This is a genomic window from Arthrobacter sp. NicSoilB11, assembly GCF_019977375.1.
Taxonomy (GTDB): domain Bacteria; phylum Actinomycetota; class Actinomycetes; order Actinomycetales; family Micrococcaceae; genus Arthrobacter.
This window is the reverse complement of record NZ_AP024659.1, coordinates 115374-134228: the sequence shown is the minus strand read 5'-3', so window position 1 is coordinate 134228 and position 18855 is coordinate 115374. Positions and strand designations below refer to the sequence as shown.

Annotated in this window: 16 protein-coding genes and 1 pseudogene; 7 read left to right on the top strand and 10 right to left on the bottom strand. The window is 61.6% G+C overall.

Features of this window, described 5'->3' with window-relative positions; all coding sequences use genetic code 11:
- Nucleotides 1-144 precede the first annotated feature (144 nt).
- Both istA and istB read left to right on the top strand, forming a co-directional pair.
- Complete coding sequence (istA, locus tag LDO14_RS21310; protein WP_223993174.1) at nt 145-1677, top strand: IS21 family transposase; 1533 nt, start codon at nt 145-147, stop codon at nt 1675-1677.
- Complete coding sequence (istB, locus tag LDO14_RS21305; RefSeq protein ID WP_223993173.1) at nt 1674-2462, top strand: IS21-like element helper ATPase IstB; 789 nt, start codon at nt 1674-1676, stop codon at nt 2460-2462. The genes istA and istB overlap by 4 nt, the downstream gene beginning before the upstream one ends.
- A gap of 248 nt (nt 2463-2710) precedes the next feature.
- Here istB and LDO14_RS21300 read toward each other — a convergent pair.
- Nucleotides 2711-3106 (bottom strand): annotated as a pseudogene (locus LDO14_RS21300) (NAD(P)H-dependent oxidoreductase); the annotation flags it as partial.
- Between the two features lie 1505 nt (nt 3107-4611).
- Here LDO14_RS21300 and LDO14_RS21295 point away from each other — a divergent pair.
- Nucleotides 4612-6120: an APC family permease gene (locus LDO14_RS21295; protein WP_159630053.1), complete on the top strand. Its 1509-nt coding sequence runs from the start codon at nt 4612-4614 to the stop codon at nt 6118-6120.
- Nucleotides 6121-6733: 613 nt separating this feature from the next.
- Nucleotides 6734-7426: an SGNH/GDSL hydrolase family protein gene (locus tag LDO14_RS21290; RefSeq protein WP_159630055.1), complete on the top strand. Its 693-nt coding sequence runs from the start codon at nt 6734-6736 to the stop codon at nt 7424-7426.
- A gap of 1445 nt (nt 7427-8871) precedes the next feature.
- On the opposite strand, the gene LDO14_RS21280 is transcribed toward LDO14_RS21290, so the two are convergent.
- The 3 genes from LDO14_RS21280 to LDO14_RS21270 all read right to left on the bottom strand — a co-directional run bounded on the left by LDO14_RS21280 (nt 8872) and on the right by LDO14_RS21270 (nt 11417).
- Nucleotides 8872-9447, bottom strand: coding sequence for a nitroreductase family protein (locus LDO14_RS21280; RefSeq protein WP_159630057.1), 576 nt, complete (start codon nt 9445-9447; stop codon nt 8872-8874).
- Between the two features lie 174 nt (nt 9448-9621).
- Nucleotides 9622-10362: a LacI family DNA-binding transcriptional regulator gene (locus tag LDO14_RS21275; RefSeq protein ID WP_223995462.1), complete on the bottom strand. Its 741-nt coding sequence runs from the start codon at nt 10360-10362 to the stop codon at nt 9622-9624.
- Nucleotides 10363-10850: 488 nt separating this feature from the next.
- The gene (locus tag LDO14_RS21270) at nt 10851-11417 is read right to left on the bottom strand and encodes a recombinase family protein (RefSeq protein ID WP_159630059.1); all 567 of its coding nucleotides are present in this window, start codon (nt 11415-11417) and stop codon (nt 10851-10853) included.
- Between the two features lie 198 nt (nt 11418-11615).
- Here LDO14_RS21270 and LDO14_RS21265 point away from each other — a divergent pair, with 198 nt between their 5' ends.
- Nucleotides 11616-11912, top strand: a complete 297-nt coding sequence (locus tag LDO14_RS21265) for a DUF4193 domain-containing protein (protein WP_159630061.1) — start codon at nt 11616-11618, stop codon at nt 11910-11912.
- A gap of 119 nt (nt 11913-12031) precedes the next feature.
- Here the strand turns inward: LDO14_RS21265 and LDO14_RS21260 are convergent, their stop codons facing one another.
- Nucleotides 12032-12232 carry a hypothetical protein gene (locus LDO14_RS21260; RefSeq protein WP_159630063.1) on the bottom strand — a complete coding sequence of 67 codons (201 nt, stop codon included), beginning with the start codon at nt 12230-12232 and terminating at the stop codon, nt 12032-12034.
- A 564-nt stretch (nt 12233-12796) separates the two neighbouring features.
- On the opposite strand from LDO14_RS21260, the gene LDO14_RS21255 reads away from it, so the two are divergent.
- Both LDO14_RS21255 and LDO14_RS21250 read left to right on the top strand, forming a co-directional pair.
- The gene (locus tag LDO14_RS21255; RefSeq protein WP_159630065.1) at nt 12797-13288 is read left to right on the top strand and encodes an Hpt domain-containing protein; all 492 of its coding nucleotides are present in this window, start codon (nt 12797-12799) and stop codon (nt 13286-13288) included.
- Between the two features lie 231 nt (nt 13289-13519).
- Complete coding sequence (locus LDO14_RS21250) at nt 13520-13855, top strand: DUF1508 domain-containing protein (RefSeq protein ID WP_159630067.1); 336 nt, start codon at nt 13520-13522, stop codon at nt 13853-13855.
- 104 nt (nt 13856-13959) lie between these two features.
- Here the strand turns inward: LDO14_RS21250 and LDO14_RS21245 are convergent, their stop codons facing one another.
- The 5 genes from LDO14_RS21245 to LDO14_RS21225 form a co-directional block, all read right to left on the bottom strand.
- Entirely contained in the window at nt 13960-14646 is a 687-nt protein-coding gene (locus tag LDO14_RS21245; protein WP_223995460.1) for a hypothetical protein, read from the bottom strand.
- Between the two features lie 24 nt (nt 14647-14670).
- Nucleotides 14671-15321 (bottom strand): plasmid pRiA4b ORF-3 family protein, encoded by a 651-nt coding sequence (locus LDO14_RS21240; RefSeq protein WP_223995458.1) that lies wholly within the window; start codon nt 15319-15321, stop codon nt 14671-14673.
- Nucleotides 15322-15649: 328 nt separating this feature from the next.
- Complete coding sequence (locus LDO14_RS21235) at nt 15650-16753, bottom strand: sugar phosphate isomerase/epimerase (protein ID WP_223995456.1); 1104 nt, start codon at nt 16751-16753, stop codon at nt 15650-15652.
- Entirely contained in the window at nt 16750-17145 is a 396-nt protein-coding gene (locus LDO14_RS21230) for a DUF6379 domain-containing protein (RefSeq protein WP_223995454.1), read from the bottom strand. The genes LDO14_RS21235 and LDO14_RS21230 overlap by 4 nt, the downstream gene beginning before the upstream one ends.
- Complete coding sequence (locus LDO14_RS21225; RefSeq protein ID WP_223995452.1) at nt 17142-18713, bottom strand: GMC oxidoreductase; 1572 nt, start codon at nt 18711-18713, stop codon at nt 17142-17144. Before LDO14_RS21225 ends, LDO14_RS21230 begins: the two co-directional genes overlap by 4 nt.
- Nucleotides 18714-18855: the final 142 nt, after the last annotated feature.

Here is an 18855-nt window from a genome sequence, read left to right as displayed (position 1 = left end):
GCCAGTAGAACTGCCCACTGGTGGCCATGAGATCTGCCCACTTCCTCAACTGTTCCTGCCGCGTCTTCAGCGGCGGGGGCCTCTCCCCGGGATTTGATGACGGTGTCTAGTCGCACCAAATGTCGTCCCAGGAAGAGGCCCTGTATGAAGCATGACGGAGAAATCATGGAAATTCTTGCTGCCTATGATCTGACCGGATCGTTGCGCGCCACCGCGGAGCTCACGGGCTGCTCGCACCACACTGTAGCCAGGCACGTCGCCGCGCGGGACGCCGGCCGGCCAATTGCAGAACCGGCGCCCCGGCCCAGGGTCACGGACGCTTACCTGCCTAAGATCGAGGAATGGGTAGAGGCGTCCAAGGGCCGGATCCGCGCCGACAAGGCCCACGAAAAGCTGCTCGCCCTAGGCTATGAGGGGTCCGAGCGGTCTACGCGCCGGGCGATCGCGCAGGTCAAGGCCGCGTGGCGGCTCGGACACACCCGTGTGCACCGGCCGTGGATCACCGAGCCTGGGATGTGGCTGCAGTACGACTTCGGCGACGGGCCACGGATCGGCGGCGTAAAAACCATTCTGTTCGTTGCCTGGCTGGCGTTCTCAAGGTTCCGGATCGTGATCCCGTTGCGGGACCGGACCGCGCCGAGCGTGTTCGCAGCCCTCGACCGGTGCTTCCGGATCCTGGGCGGGGCACCAACGTATGTCCTGACCGATAACGAGAAAACCGTGACAACGGCCCATGTCGCAGGGGTTCCGGTGCGGAACCAGCAGACCCTGGACTTCGCCCGGCACTACGGGGTCACCGTGCTGACCTGCCAGCCCGCGGACCCTGCAACGAAAGGCGGAGTCGAAGCGTCGGTGAAACTGGCCAAAGCCGACCTCGTGCCCACCGACACGAACCTGAGGCCCGGTTACGCTTCCTTTGCCGAGCTGGAGGCCGCCTGCGAGGCGTTCATGGACGAGGTCAACAACCGCGAACACCGGGCCACCCGACGTAAACCCGCAATGGTTTTGGCGGAGGAAGCGGCCCGGCTGCACCGGATCCCGGAGACCGCGCACACGGTCGCGTTCGGGCTGGCCCGTATAGTCCCGGAGAACACCCCGATGGTCTCCTTCGAGAACGCCCAGTACTCGGTGCCGTCGCATTTGCTCGGCGCGAAGGTGTTCGTCCGCTCCCACGGCACCGGCCCTGACGAACAGGTCATCATCGTCCACCACGGCCCGACCGGCCCGGTCGAAGTCGCCCGCCACGGCCGGGCAAGGCCCGGCAGTCCCGCGGTCATCGAGGAGCACTTCCCAGGGACCAGTACCAGAACCCCGGGCGACTACGCCGTGAAGGCACGCACCGCCGGTGAAGCCGAGTTCCTGGCCATCGGCGCCGGCGCCAAGACCTGGCTCGTGGAAGCCGCGGCTGCAGGAACAGGCCGGATGAACATGAAAATGGCCGAGGCCGTGACCCTGGCCAAGATCGCCGGGACCGAGTCCGTGGACCGTGCCCTGGGAGACGCCGCGCTGCACGGCCGGTTCGCCCACGGCGACCTGCCCTCCATCCTGAACGCGAACATCCGCCGCACCACCACCCACGCCGCTAACGAAACCAGGTCCCTCACCCAAGGCACCAGCGCCTGGGCAGGCCTCGGCGCCGAGCCGTCCAGCGCCCCCGCAAAGGAGCAGAGCCGATGAGCCCGGTCACCACCACGAACACCACCGCCCCGGCCCTGCCGGCCGAACTGGAAGCGCTGATGCGGCAACTGAAGATGCCCCACGCCCGGGCACTGGCACCGGAGCTGATCGCGACCGCCCGCGCCCAGCGCTGGGAACCAACCGAGATCATCAAGGCACTGTTCACCGAAGAAGCCGCAGGCCGGGCCCGGTCCATGCTCGCCACCCGGCGCAAAGCAGCAGGCTTCCCGACCGGGAAGACCTTCGACGTCTGGGACCCCGCCGTCTCCTCCATCCCGGCGCCCACCCAGCAAGCCCTGCGCACCCTGGAATGGATCACCCGACGCGAGAACCTGGTCGTCTGCGGGCCCTCCGGCACCGGGAAAACGTTCTTCCTCGAAGCCCTCGGCCAGCAAGCCGTCGAAGCAGGCATGCGCGTGGCCTGGTTCAGACTCGAAGACCTCGGCGCCCTCATCCGCGCACACCGCACCGACGACAGCGTCACCAAAGCCGTCGCCCGGATACTGCGCGCCGAACTCGTCGTAATCGATGACATCGGGCTCCTGCCGGTGGCCACCGACGCCGCCGAAGGCCTCTACAGGGTCGTGGACGCAGCCTACGAAAAACGCTCCGTCGCGATCTCCTCGAACCTGCACCCCGCCGGGTTCGACGAACTCATGCCCAAAACCCTCGCCACCGCCACCGTTGACCGGCTCCTGCACCACGCCCACGTCTGCCAAACCAGCGGCGACTCGATCCGCCTCACCCAGGCCCTCGCCGGAAAAGGAGTCACCCAACTGAACTAACACCACCCGACAATGGCCAACCCCGCCGAGAACCTTCAGTGGGCAGATCTGTTGGCCATCACCGGGCAGTTTTACTGGCCACCGGCGGGCACTTTAAATGGCCGCCCGTGGGCAGAAACTAATGGCCATTGACATACATACTTGCTCAGTTAGGCGTTAGTGCGGCCAACCTGGCGATCGGTGCTCACAAGGAAACTCCAAAGCAAGAAGCACCAAAACCTACACACATTCCTGCGGTATGTCGTTTTTTAGCGGGATAGCTTGTCCCGATCCGGCTCCGTATCGCCGATGTGCCCGGCTGTGTTTGCCGCCAGGACTCGGGCGACGAAGGCGCCGGACTCGTCCATGTAGTGGCGTAGGAACTTCGCCGTGCGTTCATCCTTGACTTCGCCCCGTTCCTCAAATACTTCGATGTCATATGAACGTACGCTTCAGGCGAATTCAGTTGGGATGCGTCCAGGATGCTGCGGAAGGACGACTGCATCACTGCTGTGCCGATGCTTCCGGGAGAGGTCCCGATGATTCCCGTGGGTTTACGGGCGAATGAATTCTTCCCCCAACGACGAGAACCACAGTCGATAGCGTTTTTAAGGGCTATCGAGAATGGAACGGTTGTATTCGTGAGACACGAAGAGGATCAATTCCAGCGTCGTGGCGCTCCTCACCTCCGGCATGGCGAAGGTCCGCTCATCCCGCCGCTAAGTTGGTCCGGCTTACTTGGTATCGCTCTCCAAACGAACGTATCCTAGGAGGCCGCGACAACCCTGGCCAGGACCGATCAAGGGAGACGAACTGGGCTTGACCTTTGTGGTTAATCGGGAACACGACTCCGCGTTTCGCTTTCGCAACAACAGGATTGCCAGTTCACCTTCTACAGCCTTCAAAGCACTGATCTTGCCGGGCCGCGTGGCCCCGACATTCCTCTGTTTCCTAGGTGAATCGGAACCTCCGCGCGCCGAACTCAATCTGCCATCCCACCTTTGGCCCCCGCTTACGGCAGAGAGTGGATCGTAAAAGATGACATCAAAGCCGTGCCGTCCAGTTGTCACGCCCGCAGGGAGGGGCGGCGCTGGAATTGCTGGTGTCACCCAATCGGGGATCCTTGCTCGGTAGTTCATTCCGTGCTTTCCTTTTCAAGCTCTTTAGCCAGGTCACGGCCTTTCCGATCTTGCCAGTCGGTTCCAGGAAATTCATAGACGATAACCTTGTGGCAGCCATACCCGGAAACCCTCATCGCCGTAGACGGCTATGCGTCCGCGGCCGCCGTCAAGCCAGACCCAGAAGACCGATGCATCTTGTGTAACGACATCCACTTCCCCGGAGACCGCCGGCTCACTGTCCCGCTGAACGATTACATAGTGACCTTCCTCCAGCTGGGCCCAGTCGGCGGCCAAGAGCTCTTCGCCCTTCTCGTGCGCCTTGGGAAAAGGGACTCCACAGTTATCCCGAGGTCCAACGTCAATACCCATCGTCGGCCGTGCGTCTACTAACGCGGCAGCTGCATCCGCCCACATGGAAAAGAATGCAAGCGATGATATGTGAGGGAACGAGTACGCTTTCATGGCCTCATTCGAACCGGGAGCGGGGTTCTCGGAACCACTGCAATCCATACAAACTCCTATGTGGGGCACCGCCGTTGGCTGCCACTGAACAGTCCGGAGCCATGGCGACGGGAAGGCGATCGTCAAAAAAGCCAATTCTTAACCGAATTTAGCGTGCCTGTGACCCCCAAGGCCATGCAGTCAATGACTGAGAGGTCATTGCTTTTTGTACGCACGTACGGTTGCGCAGCGGCCAACGATACTGCCGTCGTCTATACAATCATTCCCACCTACACCCGAAACTACTTTACAAAGGACGGCCTCGCCGGGCCGCACCACAATGCTAAAGATCAGGGTCCAAGCCGTAGGTTTCCACACTGGCAGCCATGTACGGTCTGCGTGCTTCGCCGTTCCGGCCAGAGCATGCAATTGTTACTCGCCAAGGAACGCACTCGAAGCGTTAGACGTAGCGACACAAGGTGCGCGGCATTTTTATCAATTCACGACAATCGTGAACGGTCTGCCGGGCCCCATAGTTATCCGTGTCACTCAAGACGGCGCAGCACGGGCGTCTTCAGATCCATTAAGGAAAAGGAGAATGGTGAACTATGGCAGAAAGCGCAGCTAGTGCCAAGAACATAATGCGAAAGCGGCTGAAATGGACCGATGGCTTCGCCCTGACGATCGGGGTTATGACGACGGGTATTTTCACCTCTGTCGGATACACAATGGGTACGGTAGGCCTGTGGGGCATGATCGCTGTATGGGTAAGTGCCGCGTTGATCGGACTACTCCAGGTCATGCTGTTCACTGAAATGGCGCTAATGTTTCCCAACAAGACTGGCGGCATTGGCGTGTTCGCCCACGAGGCCTGGCGGAAGTATTTTGCACCAATTGGTCCGTTCTGTGTCTACGGATACTGGATGGCTTGGTCACTCGCGCTCTCGGCGGTCGGTTTGACCTTTGGCAATCTTGTGAAAGCACAGTGGTTTCCGGATACGGGAATCTTTTTTACAATCTTTGGTGTAGATATTGGTACTCAGCATTTTATTGCAGCAGGCGCAATCATTTTGGTGTGGATGCTAAATGTGTTAGGGGTCAAGCCAACAGTTCGTGTTTTGTGGATCCTCAACATCGGAGTTGTGTTTGTCCTGCTCGTATTCGTGGTTATGCCATTCATAACAGGACAATGGAGCGCGGAGAGCTTCACGTTCCATTTCTCGGGGGCATGGGGCGGCTGGAAGCTCGCTATAGCTTTGATGTACTTGGCAGCCTGGAGCGTATACGGTACCGAAATTATTGCGACTTTCGCCCCGGAGTTCGGTGATACGAAGCGGGACGTGCCCAAGGCGACTTCGTTCAACGGGTTCACAATGGTTGCTATTTATATCTTGGTGCCTATCGGTGCAGCCGGCACGCTCGGCGAGAACGCTATAGCCAATGATCCCATTGGCTACGCAGTGTTGGCTTTCCAGCACTTAGTCGGGCCAGCCTCGGGGTTCGTCACTCTAGTTGTCTGTGCATCAATGTTTGCCTCGATGACAGCCTCCAGTGGTGGCGCGGGACGAGCCCTCTTCGGACTCGCACGCGAGGGCATGACGCTCAAACAGCTGGACCATCTTGGCAAGCGAAGTGGCATGCCCGTGCGCCAGATGACACTGGACATGGTGGTCAATGTTGCGATGGTGTTCTTCCTTGGGTCAACACTGGCGGTACTATTCGCCAGCAACTTCGGATACCTCGTGTGCACAACATTCGCAGTCGCCGGGTTCGTGTTGCTGCGCAAGGACCGCCCAGACTGGCCGAGGCCGTTCAAGTTGCGATCTTACTGGGTGGGTATTGCCGCGGTCCTTGCGATAGTTGATGCTGTCATAGCCTTGGTCGGCTTCCTTAACCCGGATCTGGGGGGTTACGGGGACGCCAGCTCGATCTTCATCGCTTTAATCCTGCTTTCTTTCGGGCCTATCACCTACGTCATCAGGAAGAAGTTCCAGGATGGTGTGAAGCTGGTGCTCCGGGAATGGGTGCCGACTCACCCAGACGAAGAAGACCCGTCGTTCGAGGGCAAGGCAAAAGGTGAAACAACCACAAGGCCGGCGGCTGCCGAATCAAGCTGACCGAGGGTGAAGTTACTTGCATGTGCCGCATGGTTGATGCACGACGCGCAGGATGCGCCTCTTCCACGGGAGCATCGCTCGAAAAATTCGTAAGGGGCATTCCATGGTTGTCGTGACCAGTTCTGCATAGGGCGTGGACTAGCCTCGGCTCTAAGTGAGGCGCCGTTCTTAATCGCATGTTAGAAACGAGGAGGGTGCTCGAAGCCGCGACGTAGTGGTTATCCAAACCATAATTTGCCGAGCTAACGAGCACCCTTTCCGTTTCTAATCTCGCCAGCTTTTACGTGATGGTCCTGAGCTACGCCGAACACTAGCAATGGGTGACAGACATAACCCTTTCGGATTAAACCTTTTCGACTCTGGTTTCCTGGACATCACGGCTTCGAACAGGGGCTGATCACCCAGATGCAAGCATCAGATTAGCCCTGCCGTGATGCCTGAGCACGACCTCTTCGAGGTGCTCTCTCCAGTTGAACTGAAGCGCCGATAGTTTGCCCTTTTGTAAAGGTGGAAGAGAGTGATGGGTCCCTTGGATGCCTCAGCCACCGTGGGCTTGCTCCCTCGGGCCAGCGAAGGGTTCACCTGCGTCGTACTAAAATTGTTGGAGCAGTAGATGGAGCAATCGTCCCTGAACAGTAAGACGGCAGCCGGAGCGGCGCTGCTGGTTGCTATGAGCGCATGCGCCCCTGCCGGCGTCGACTGGCCTGTGCACGAAACGATGTCAATGGACATAGCCAGGGTTGTCGTGATTGGAGACTCGCTGAGTACCGGGTTGGGGACATCCCCACAACAGGCTTGGCCAGAACTCCTTAAGTCGGCACCCGGTTTCGACAAGCGTGCGGTTGAGATCACTAATGCTGCCGAGAACGGCAGCGGCTACATAGCCACGGGTGTTGATGGCGACACTTTCCACGGGGAAGTCCAGGCGGCAGTCACACCTTCAACCGATGTGATCTTGTTTTTTGGGTCAGACAACGACGCGGGGACAGATCCTGAGGAGCTCAAGGCGGCGGTAGCGTCAACGTTCGACGCCGCGTCGTCGCTGGCTCCCCAGGCCAGTCTCGTCGCGATCGGTCCGTTGACCGGGAGCGAGGGGCTGGATCAGGTGTTGGCCGCCGTGTGCCGTTCTGACGCTTCTGCCGTGCGCGATAAAGGGGTGAAATTCTTTGATCCCATAGCGGAGCACTGGCTCGGTGGCCGCGCCAGTGTGCTGCTCGGACCAGACGGCGAGCATCCCAGCGCCAAAGGACAGAGGTTCCTGCGAGACAAAATAGGGAGAATTCTTAGAGCCGCCCTATCCGACTGAAAGGCTCAAGGCGAAGTTCAGATTTACTGACAGTAGATCATGATGTTCTCAGATCACCGCCGGACGGTCGGAAGGGAAGAGGCTAAGCGGGTGAAACCCGGGAGTAGTCGAAGTACGCAAAGAAGTTGGGGCTAGACGGGATAAATTTGGGGCCGTGAGGAGCTATGCCCGCGTGCGCCTCAGAGGAGGCGTTAAGAACGAATGGGAAGCCCCCGTCCAACGTACGCGTGTGTGTTTCGCCTTGTCAGGCGCTTTCCACGTCAGGTTGGGGTGTGCCTTAGCCGGGCGAAGCCCGGGACCTTGAGCTAAGTCTTAGGACTTATGGATTCGGTTATACAAGAGAAGGCCTCCGGATTTGGACACCGGAAGCGCGTTCAATCGCATGGCCAAGGCGGTCATGGATGCTCGCCACGAGCCAGACAACGAGAGTTTCGAGTTGTTGAAGTTTGATTCGCTCCAGTTCTGGAAGATTACCTCCTAGGCCTCTCGAGACTTCGACGATGCGCTTCGGCGGCTTCTCGTCCGGGCGGGGGCAGCCACACTACGCTCTGTCTTCCGTCCTTCGGGTCGGGCATCCGTCCCACCAGACAGGCCACTTCAAGCCGCCGAACAACTCTGCTCACGTTAAACCGGCCCGTGCCGATGGCGTCTGCGATGTCCGTTGGACGGGCCGTGGTCCGCTAGATCAGTTGGTTGAGCAGCAAGAAAGCCGGCATGTCTCCAGGCAAGGGGCCCCCGCTCTGAACGAGAATGCTCTCGCGCACGGCGGTGGAATTCATTGCCCCGCCCATGAAGTAGGGGCACTGGGCTCACTACCACGTTCCGTAGGTCCACGCTCTCTTATGGTGCGCCGGAGCAACGCCTTGCAGCGCTGGCCTATGGCCGCATTCTTCAGTACGGCGAGGTGATGGGGATGGCCCCCGGAGCGGCGGGAGCGGCATCGCCAGGGCAATGGCACTCGGGCTTCGGGCATCCACCGGCGCAATGGTGTACACGCCGACCCGGGGGTGCTCGACCGCTGCCTTCCGGTACTAGGTGGGGGTCGGAGCACCAGCGCAGCGCGGGCTGGTCCCACTCCCAGGTGACCGCATGTACCGAGGACGGGCCCCGTTACCATGCGATTGCTGCCGGCCCCGGCGATCCCGCCACGGCTGTGATGGCAGGGGAGACTGCACACGCTCCTGCCCTCGCAGGTGACCGGCTGCCGACCGCGAAAGGGTCGCTGACACCGGCACTGCACTGGGCAACGTGCTCATACAGCGATTTCGTGCGGCCAGCCACACTTATGAGGTATCCAACTCGTCTGAACCCATGTCCTGCACGTCGACGGCGCAGGCAGGGGAGGTTGGTTCCCTCCACCTTGGTCTGGCGCAGGCGGCTTTTTCCACCCTTTGTAGGCGCCGCGCTGTTTGATTAGGGCAAGTTTCTTTTGTGCGCTGTAGGGTTTAACTGCGTAGTAATACAAGCTCGTCGAGTGGAAGGCGCTTTCGTGGGGCTGTCTCTCGTTGCTCCAGAATCTCGGAGAGGCGATCCGCGCTTGCAACCGTGCCCACGGCAGTGACGGTCATGGGCTTAAGATTTTCAGCAAGATTGAAGGCTTTCGTGAGCTTGTTCCAATCGACGCCCGCCATCTGGTGGGTGTAAAGGCCGTCTGCCTGCGCCTGCACACTAAAGTGAGCCAACGACTGGCCAAGGTCGTACTCTGCGTACGGTCGCCCATCCCCTTCCGGCGAGGACGTCTCCGCGATGCCCACCACCAGCGCCGACGCGGTGTGCGCCCATGAAGCGTTTAAACCAGCAAGGGCAGAGACGATAGTGTCGAATTCCGGTGTATTTCGGCGAGTCACGATGAAACGGCGGGGTTGATTGTTGCTCGCCGAGGGAGCCCAGCGCGCAGCCTCAAGAAGCGCGTCAAGCTGAGCATCGGTGATGCTAACGTCCGGATCGAAGGACCGAGGGCTCCAACGCTGAGACAGCTCCGAGATGATTGGAACACGCGTGTCAGCGGTACGGGAGGTCATTACGTCGGAGGGTTTCAATGTTATAGCTCTCTTCGTTTCTTTACGATTGCTCAGTCACAAGCCCACCCTAATAGGTAGGGCTCAGAACGGTCAGATCGGGTAATTTCTCATCAACACTAGGGCGTCCCTCACAAGATAGGCTTGTCCTTTTTATGTAATTTCTGCACAGGGTTTTTACGTACTCCGTGCAATTGAAGAGGTTTGCACAAGATTTCCCGAGGAGAGAAAACGGAATTGAGCGGACTCTCGCCCAGTGCGTATCCCAGCAGTGGCAAGTCTTGCCTGTGCAGTTCGGCCGGCGTCCTTGAGCGCTGCTTCCCACCCGCGCTTTCGCACGCGCCCGTCAAACCACTCCATGGAACCTGCGATGTGGGCGATGTCTGTGTGTCCGAGGTCAATGAGGTGCTGAGTTGCCAGCCGGGCCCCGAGTTCTTGATTTTCAGAGTAAGTGAAGACATCAGGAGTGGAAGAAACACCCGCTGCCACCATTTCAAGAGGCACCCGACGTGTTGCGCGCCAAACGGCAGCAGCCATGGACACCAGCGGCGCGATGACAATTATGCCGTCGACTCCGAGGTCTTCCAAGGTGTTGAGCGCGTTTGGGATCGATTCCTCGTACGGGGGTCGGACGGAAGCTACAGTGGTTGAGTATCCCTTTTCCCTGGCTACGTTCTCCAGCGCCAGAAGCGTTCCGACCGGCCCAAAACGCGGGGACCCATCGGTTACGATGCCGATGGATGTCGAGCGACTGGTCACAAGAGTGGTAGCGGCCCTATTGCGGCGATACCCAACATCCTTAATGATCTGCAATACCCGCTGCCGGGTAGACTCGTTGACTTCGGGATGGCCGTTAAGAACTCGGGAGACGGTTCCGTATGAAACGCCTGCCATTTGTGCGACTTCTTTAATAGTCATCCGCCGCTGGGGCGGGTTCGAGCCGGAGCCGTTCACCTCCGGGTGCGTCGCTGCTCCTGCCACAGCCGCGCCTCCTAACTCTTCACCTGGACCAACCGTCATGTATCCGCAATCAAACACTACGCGGCCAAGCCATCACGTACGCGCTCGTTGCCAGCAGCAGAGCACTGTGCTTCCAAATTTCGCCGTGCTTCAGGTGATGAGGCAGAGGGCGGACTCCTAATTTGGGCCACTTCTACATGCGGGGCCAAAGTGCCGATAATGGACGTTCTGTAGGGCCGGGGGAGTGGGGAGCGCTAGAGCTCAGTATGCTCCGTTCCGCCGTTCGCACGCTGACCCCTCAGTGACAGTGGGCAGGCGATGCCGGCGCCGGCCGAAGGCACTGGAATTGGCGAAACTCCGGCCAAATAGCGGTTGGCCGGAGTTCCGTGGACAACACTGCAGGGTGAACCTTGGGGTTGTGTGGGAGCGCCGGGCAGGGGAGGGGTTTACTTCAGCGCCGCTTGGCGGAGGTACTGGTAGACCGTTTCCCTGCTGATTCCGTAATCGCGGGCCAGTACGACTTTAGGGATGCCGGTGCCGGCTCGCTGGACCAGTTCGGCCGCACGCTCGGGTGTCAGAGTCTTTTTCCGTCCTTTGTAGGCGCCGCGTTGTCTGGCCAGCGCGATGCCTTCGCGCTGGCGTTCCCTGATCAGTGAGCGTTCGAATTCGGCGAAGGCGCCCATGACGGAGAGCATGAGGTTGGCCATGGGGGAGTCCTCGCCGGTGAAGACGAGCTGTTCTTTGAGGAACTCCACCCGGACCCCGCGCCGGGTGAGCCCTTGGACCAGGGCGCGAAGGTCATCGAGGTTGCGGGCGAGCCGGTCCATGCTGTGCACGACCACGGTGTCCCCGTCGCGGACGAACCGCAGCAACTCGGTCAGCTGCGGCCTTGCGGTGTCCCGGCCGGAGGCCTTGTCGGTGAACGTCCGGTCCAGGACCTGGCCATCAAGCTGGCGCAGCTCATTTTGGTCCACGGTGCTCACCCGCACGTAGCCGATGCGCTGACCATTCACGACGGCCTCCAATCCTCGCGGTGTGAGAACGAGTGTCGACCCCACCAGCGCAGAGGTCAAGACACGGGTCTGTCCAAAACCGCCTGACGACTAATTGCCAAGGAACGCACGTCCGGCAGGGGAACAACCCTGCCATGGTGTACGTTGCTCTCTGGTCGGGAAAGACCCGGTCAAAGACTGAAATGAGCACCGCCTACCGTGGCTACCGATTACGACGAAGTCCGTTCCGACGTCAAGGAATCCCAGGACCGGTCCCTCGAGGCGTTGAAGTCGGCCAGCGCTCCTGATGCCCGCAGCGTCGTCACCGAACTGGACGTGGCCGACGACGAAGGGCTGACGCCCGGCGGGGAAATCGTCTCCGAGGAACTCATCGTCCAGGTCATCCCGCAGGGCAAGGACGAGTTCACCTGCGCATCCTGCTTCCTCGTCCGGCACCGGTCCCAGCTCGCCGTCGAACGCAACGGCCAGCCTTACTGCATCGAGTGCGAAGGCTGACAACCTCGGGACGGCTCCCGCAACCTTCCCGACGCCGAGGACTTTTCGTCGTTCCCTGACCCCTGCCACTGCTGGTGACTCACTGCCGGCAGTGAGCCGTTCGGGGAGGGGCAGGGCTTTTAGAGCAGATCCAATTCCTGGATGAGTCCGTATTCAACGCCGGTGCTTAGGGTGGCAGTGAATGACCTGAAGCTGTGTCGGGTGATTAGTATGCCGCGGTCCGTTGCCTTCTCGCTGAGCAGGCGGGTGGCTTCTTCAAGCTGCAGATCTCTGGATGCGCGGTCGTGGGCTTCGATGATGATGGTGTCGTGGGTGAACATTGTTGGTCTCCTTTGTCCAATGTAAGAGTGGCGGCAAAGCTTTTGGCTGGGCTGGTTGCCGGAAGAGTGGTGGATCTTCAAAACCCTGGGAGCCGCCGACGGGCGCGCTGCAACAGATTTTGGTTGTGCTGTTTGGTGTGCCATCTCGCCGCCCTCAGGGGGCTTGTGGGCCCCTGGGTCAGCTTGGAGCCGATGAATGCGTGCTCGGCTTGCCTGCTTGGTTTCAGGCTCTGCGGAGGCGGCTTCGTTGGGCCGCGGCGGTAGCTGGCGACCTAACAGTTTGTGATGAAAGACGGGCGGGATGGGATCCCGGCTGGGTTTGGAAAACAACACTTTCCGCGCGGCGCATCCTCCGCCGAAACCTATGATTCATCAAAAGCTTCGCTCCAACAAATTGGCAGTGGAGACTCATTTTCAGGCGTGCATCTTGAGGAAATCTTGATCCGCAGGAAGCACCCGCTTGATCCTTTTCAGGAAGAGTGTCTTGGTCAGGTCATGCAGAGCGCCTGGCCAGTAACGGGGCTCGGGTTCCGTTGGCGGCGCTCGTAATCTTTGAGGATCCGTTTGAGAACCACCGTCAATATATTGCGTTTAGAACGACCCGGAGCTGCTGAGGCGATGGGCCCACGGGACGCTGACTCGGCCGCTTCGTTGCCGGGTGTCACCGGCGATATGTCGGCTCTCGACCTGCAAAGCCTGTGGAACATTGCCGAGGATACGCAGGGCCCTGCCCTGGCCCTGCAATTCCTCAGCGACTTTTTCAGCCTGCAGCAGGCTCGAGTGTCCCGGATCCTCGCCACTCTGGCCGAGGAGGACCCCGCGGGCTCAGCTAATGCTGTCCGTAGTTTGCACACTGCATCGTCCATGGCTGGCGCAAAGCACATTGCCGAGCGCTGCGCGATCATCCTGCCACTGGTCGGGGCCAGGAATTTCACGTCCGCGCGGGTACATGCAACGGCCCTGCAGTGCGACGTAGAGGCTCTGACTGCCGCTTCCCCCATGCTGCTGGAGCAAGCGGAGGCCCGGCTTGGTTCCATGCCAGCTGCCCACGCCTAGAATGCGGGGAAGCCGCCCCCTGGAATGGGACCGAGAGCAGGACATCAATTCGCCCTGGATGCCACGCGAGGCTTGCGTCCGCGGGCGTCCCTGGGCAAGACTCGGGGGACGCATGCTGAGTTGATGAAAAATTTGGAGCGGGATACACCACGAAAAGCGCTGGCAACGATGCTTGGCGCCCGCCGGCTGCGAAGGTGCAGCCACGAGGTCCCGCAGACCGAAAGGATCGCAATGGCAGGAATGTTCGAACTGTTTATCGACGCACAATCAGCTTTCAGGTTCCGTCTGACAGCACCGGACGGCACCGTAATGGCCGTATCCAGACCCTTCACGACCAAGACCGACGCCGTGGCAGGGATCGCCGCCGTCCGCGAGTACGCCGGCATGGGACTGATTACCGATTCCTGTACGACCCTCAGCGCTATCGGACATCGAGCCTACAATGACCCGCCTGCTCCGGCGGGCTCCCAACGGGTTCCCAAAATCGATTTCCATGGGCGCGCCCGTGCGGTCCGCCGGGCCGTCTCCGGTCCGCGCTGGGCCGGGGCAATACACAACTTTTCCTGAGCCCGGGGAGGGCCCGCCTCTGCCCCTTCCCAGCTCCAGCTTTACGTAAGATCCGATATCGGCTCTTTAAAATTGCTGGGGGAGAGGCCTAAAAATGCCCGGTTTTAGCGGCCGGTGAGGGTTCTGTCGGCCGGCGGCGGCGCGGCTGCCGGGTCGGTGTCGATGCTGTAGATGATTTCTGAGTGGTCGGTGAGCAAGGCAATGTTCTCGGTCGTGATGCTGATGAACGCCGACCGGTTCTTCAGGTGCTGGACCAGCTCCGTATACGGCCACAGCAGCCGGTCCACGTAGGTGTTGAACGACCGGCCGCTTGCTTTGGCATAGGCTGCGACGAGCGTAGGGTCGGTGATCCTTCTGCCGTAGGTGAGTTCGAGGTCGACGTCGCCCAGCGGGTCGATCTGAGGGTTGAGGTAGCTGCCGAAAACCCGCAACGTGTCGATGAACAGAGGCTTGGCCGGGTCGGCGTTGTAGGCGCGTGCCCGCTCCAGCAGTTCCGACACCAGGCGGTCGGCGGTTTTCCGGCTGATCGGTTTCCCGAAGCTTGCCATCGCCAGAGCGTTGCCCTGGATGGTCGTGTCCCACCAGATGTCCCCGGCGGCGTCGGTCTCGACCCTCTCCATGTATCCGGCAGCTTCCAATTGGGCCAGCACCGTCCCTGGTTGATGCCCGGTGCCGTCGAGGAGGTCTGCCACACCCACGTCGGTCATTTCCCGGCCCCTGAACCGGCGGACGATCGCGCGGGCCAAGTCGGCCGGCAGCCCGGCGATGACATCCGATTTCGCTACCCTCACAACCACAGCCTACGGGCGAAAATCTCAGTCACTAATCACCTGTGCTGCCAGCGCCTGGTTCAACGCCGGGATGTCCAGGAAGACGGGGTCAAATGGTTCATCCGTGCCGGTGGTCTCTGCGGCCCACTCGGTGTGCTCTGTGTGGTCTGGATGAGCCGGGTCGGCCAATGCCTCGAGGAGTTCTTCGTACCCCGGGAATCCTCCCGAGTCTTCCAGCGGGCCGCGGCGGGCACCGTCGAGCACGCGGGCCGCCGGAGTGCCGTCGGCTGCGGGGCGCCGCGTCACCAGCTCAAGCCGGTGCAGCCAGCTGTCGCCGAAGTCGTATTCGTAAAAGGCCGCGCCACCGCCCAGCGCCAGCAGCTGCGCAAGGGCCAAGTCTTCCTCTGGCCTGTCATCCGGTTCGTCGCACTCCCGCCGGGGAAGCCATTGCAGCGTCTCTGGAATCTGACCATCCACCGGCCGCAGCGGCGCGAACGAGTCATCGGCTGTGAACCTGTGCAGGTGCATGTCCTCCCAGCCAAAGGCAGTTTGCAGGATCTGGTGGACCCGGTCCAGGCTCAATGAGCCGCGGACCTCCAGTTGGCGCCATATTTTTGGGTTACTGTCGACCAGCTCGACGCGAACCTCCAGCATCCACCCCGATGTCCGGCCCATGGTGGTAGAAATGTTCTCCATGCAGGCCATTCTTGCAGCCGACGCCGCTCGCTTCCGGAGACCCTGGCCACTCCCCCGCCATCGAACCTCAGCCTTACAGAATCTCCATTATCGGCGCTTTAACTAGAAGGCGACCGCAGCCCAGCCCCACTTTTGCCCGGCGCGCCACCGCGCCAGCGTTCCGGCCCAGGACGACGGCCATAGCCGGGCGCGGTCCCGCCTTGGGGTGGGCAGCGCCCATCAGGCCCCCAACGGATCATTCCAGCCTCAAGACTCCAGCCTGGGCACGAAAGCTGGAGTTAACGGGTTGCCCCGTCAGTCCTTGTGACATGTGTTGTTTCCTTCGTTGTCAGCCGCGGACGGGCTGGGCGAGGTGGCTGCTGAGGATGCGGCGGGCTTCCGTTGCCTCGGTGATCATGGCGGAACCGGCATTGGCCGCTGCTGAGCGCTGGACGGCCTGCTCGCCGCGGATGATCTCGAACGGGTCCTGCCAGTTGTTCCAGTGCCAGCCTTCGTATTCACTGGAGATGGCACCGGAGTAGCCGTTTTCCACGAGTTGCCGGACGAGGCCGCGTACCGGCACCGAGGGCTCTTCGCCGTTTTCGTCGATGCCGAAGAACTTGCCGTGCACGTGGCGGACCCACGGCATGATTTCCAGCCAGGTGTCCAGGGGTGCAGGGCCGAAAAGTCCCGTTCCGTTGATGCCAAAGTCGATGCCCAGGTCCGGCCGGCCGTTCCGGGCAGCGAGGCCAATGAAGGCGCCGAAACGTTCGCCATGGACCTTCTGGTTGTTGGGCGGTCCTTCGGCATAGAAGCCGTCCCACAGCTCAACCACCTGCCGGAGCAGGTCCTCCGAAGCACCACGACGGCGGTAGGCCTCCAGCAGCGAGGAGGCAAAACCGGTGACGGTGGCGCCCCAGTCGGCAGTGAAGCCGAGCAGCGGGGAATCGAGCTTCTCGTAGCGGTCACGCAGCGCGAGGACCCGTTCGTGCGCGCCGTGCTGGTCCGCATGGACTTCGAGGGCAAGGGTCACACCGTACTTCTCGGCCACGGGCAGCAGGCTTTCCATGGCGTCGGGGGTCAGCGAGATCTGCACGCGGGCGATCGGGAAGCCGAGCCTGGCGGCCACCTCGATCTGCTTGCGCATGTATTCGACCAGCTCGTCGTGGTTCATCAGCCGGTCCCGCCGGATGCCGGTATCAACGTTGACTGCCAGCGAGGTGGGCACGAGGTCCACCTCGGCCACCAGGTCGCGGAACTGGCCCACAAAGGTGTCATCGATGCGGTCCGGGAAGCCGCGCAGGCTGGAGAACCCGATAACCTCAAGGCCCGGGCCGAAACCTTCGGCCGCCACCTTGCGGATGAGGCCGTCGAGGTCGTACTGCCGGGCGTGGAAAGCCCGGGTGAAGCTGTATAGGGTGACGCCCTGGATCGGCGTGCCGAGGCTGGTCATCGCTGTGCCACCTTCATGGTCTTGGTGTCGTGCTCTTCGATGTGCAGCACGCCGTGGTCGGTGATGATGTAGGGGATGTAGAGCTTCAGGTCCACCCGGACCTCGTGCTCTGCGTTGTCATCCCGGACGGGAAGGTCGCCGGAAAGGACGGCCGAGTCCAGCGGGTACCACCACTCGCCGGTTTCATCCACGAGCTCTGCAAAGCTGAACGTGCGGTTGTTCATGGTCCAGCGCAGCGTGTCCTCCGGCGCGGCAACGCCGTCAACCGTCAGTGCTGCCCCGGCGATGCATGAGCCCGGAAGCGCGCGGTACCAGGGGATCCGGACTTCGACGGCGGTGCGGCCGTCCTGGGTGGTCAGTGTTCCCTGCTCGATCATGCGGTCGGCGATCATCGAGACCTCCTTGTCTGTTGTGATGGTGCAATTGATCCCGAAACGGCCAATGGCGTCTCGAGTTCCTTGGAAATGCAACGTGCTGCGCGCACGGCGATTGCTACGGATGTCAGGGTGGGGTTGCATGCTGTGGCGGTGGGGATGACGCCGTTGCCGGCCACAAAGAGGCCGGGGACCTGCCACACCTGGCTGTCGGGTGAACAGACACTCTCGCCGTCGTCCGTCTCCCCCATGCGCGTGGTGCCCTGGTAGTGCAGCGACGCCCCGGGCGGCATTACAAACGGGCGCTCATCGATCGGTTCGCCCACAGCCTTGCCCAGGCGGACGATTTCCTGCCTGGCGCGCTCCAGTACCTCGTGGTCCCGCGCGGTGAGGCGGTAGTGGATGCGCATGGCGGGCATGCCGTAGGAGTCGCGGGCATCGTCGTCGAACGCCACCCGGTCCTCGCGCTGCAGGTCCTTCGCGCAGAACAGGCCCAGCCCCACGATGGAGCCCGGGACGATGGGATCATCGTCGGCCAGGGGAACCGGGGAAGCATCCAGCTGCATGATCTGGCCGTGGAAGGGCGCCTCGTCCGTGTAGGGAACCCAGGCCACTCCGCTCTGCTCACTGAGGGCACCATTGGCCGCCGCCGGCGCGTCCTCGGGCTGGACATCGCGGAGCCTGCTCGCGAACACCACCTGCGCCTGGTCGTTGAGGTAGCGGCCCAGGGCGCCTGGCCGGATCCCGGAAGCCCACAGCAGCTGCGGTGTGCGCAGGGCGTCCGCCCCCACCACAACGTAACGGGCGGCCACCTGATAGGTGTCACCGCTGCGGCGGTCCTGCACTTCGATGCCGGCAGCGGCGCCGTCCTCCACCAGCACACGGGTCACCAGCGATTCATCAAACAGTTCAAAATGCGGATTATCGCGGGTGGCCTCCCCCATCACGACGTCGGAGCCGGACCATACGAGGCCGCCATCCTGCCGCCGGTGTACAGCAAGGGGCATGGGCTGGACGCGGAAGGCAGGCTTTCGGCCCTGATCCACTACCCCGGCGAGGCGTTCGCGGACCAGGTCCGAGAAGGGGGCGCCATCGAAAGCGTGCGTGGTGACGCCCAAAAGGCGGTCGGCCTCGTTAAGGAGTTCTTCCAGGTCCGGCAGGAACGGGATGCGCTCCTTGCCGCCAGGGCGGGGGCAGGCGGCGGTCCAGTGGGCGGCCATGCCGCCCACATTGCTGGACATGGCCGCGACGGGCATGCCGTCCTCGCCCGGGAAGGCGTAGCCGTCCTGCAGCAGGTAGGTTCCCGGCCGGGCCCGGCGTTGTCCACTCTTAACTGCACCGGGTGAGTTCACCGTTTCAGCGCCCGCTCCGGGTCCTTCCGATGCTCGCTGGGCCAAGCTGCGGCGGTCCGGGTCCTGAATGTTTTTGACGTGTGCTCCCGGCGGGTTGCTGACGGTGGGGCCCACTTCAAACATGGCGATGGTGGCACCGGGAGCTTCCTCACTGAGGATTCTTGCGTACGCGGAGGCGGTGGGGCCGCTGCCAACGATCGCCACGTCGACGGCGGTGGGGTACCTTCCGTTCACAGCCCCGCCACCAGTTCCTGGATGCGGCGGGTGGATTTTGCATGGCTGCGGAGGGAAGGTCTGGTACCACTGCTGGTGACGGCAATGTCCGGACGACGGGGAAAAGATTTAGTCATTCCTGCTCTTTTCGGGGTCAAGGGTG

What these genes read in the sequence shown, in the direction of transcription:
- LDO14_RS21280 (WP_159630057.1), bottom strand. Translation starts at nt 9,447, where the DNA reads ATGACCTCCCGTACCGCTGACACGCGTGTTCCAATCATCTCGGAGCTG.
- LDO14_RS21275 (WP_223995462.1), bottom strand. Translation starts at nt 10,362, where the DNA reads ATGACTATTAAAGAAGTCGCACAAATGGCAGGCGTTTCATACGGAACC.
- LDO14_RS21240 (WP_223995458.1), bottom strand. Translation starts at nt 15,321, where the DNA reads ATGGAGAACATTTCTACCACCATGGGCCGGACATCGGGGTGGATGCTG.
- istA (WP_223993174.1), top strand. Translation starts at nt 145, where the DNA reads ATGAAGCATGACGGAGAAATCATGGAAATTCTTGCTGCCTATGATCTG.
- LDO14_RS21250 (WP_159630067.1), top strand. Translation starts at nt 13,520, where the DNA reads ATGGCAGGAATGTTCGAACTGTTTATCGACGCACAATCAGCTTTCAGG.
- LDO14_RS21230 (WP_223995454.1), bottom strand. Translation starts at nt 17,145, where the DNA reads ATGATCGCCGACCGCATGATCGAGCAGGGAACACTGACCACCCAGGAC.
- LDO14_RS21235 (WP_223995456.1), bottom strand. Translation starts at nt 16,753, where the DNA reads ATGACCAGCCTCGGCACGCCGATCCAGGGCGTCACCCTATACAGCTTC.
- istB (WP_223993173.1), top strand. Translation starts at nt 1,674, where the DNA reads ATGAGCCCGGTCACCACCACGAACACCACCGCCCCGGCCCTGCCGGCC.
- LDO14_RS21260 (WP_159630063.1), bottom strand. Translation starts at nt 12,232, where the DNA reads ATGTTCACCCACGACACCATCATCATCGAAGCCCACGACCGCGCATCC.
- LDO14_RS21295 (WP_159630053.1), top strand. Translation starts at nt 4,612, where the DNA reads ATGGCAGAAAGCGCAGCTAGTGCCAAGAACATAATGCGAAAGCGGCTG.
- LDO14_RS21290 (WP_159630055.1), top strand. Translation starts at nt 6,734, where the DNA reads ATGGAGCAATCGTCCCTGAACAGTAAGACGGCAGCCGGAGCGGCGCTG.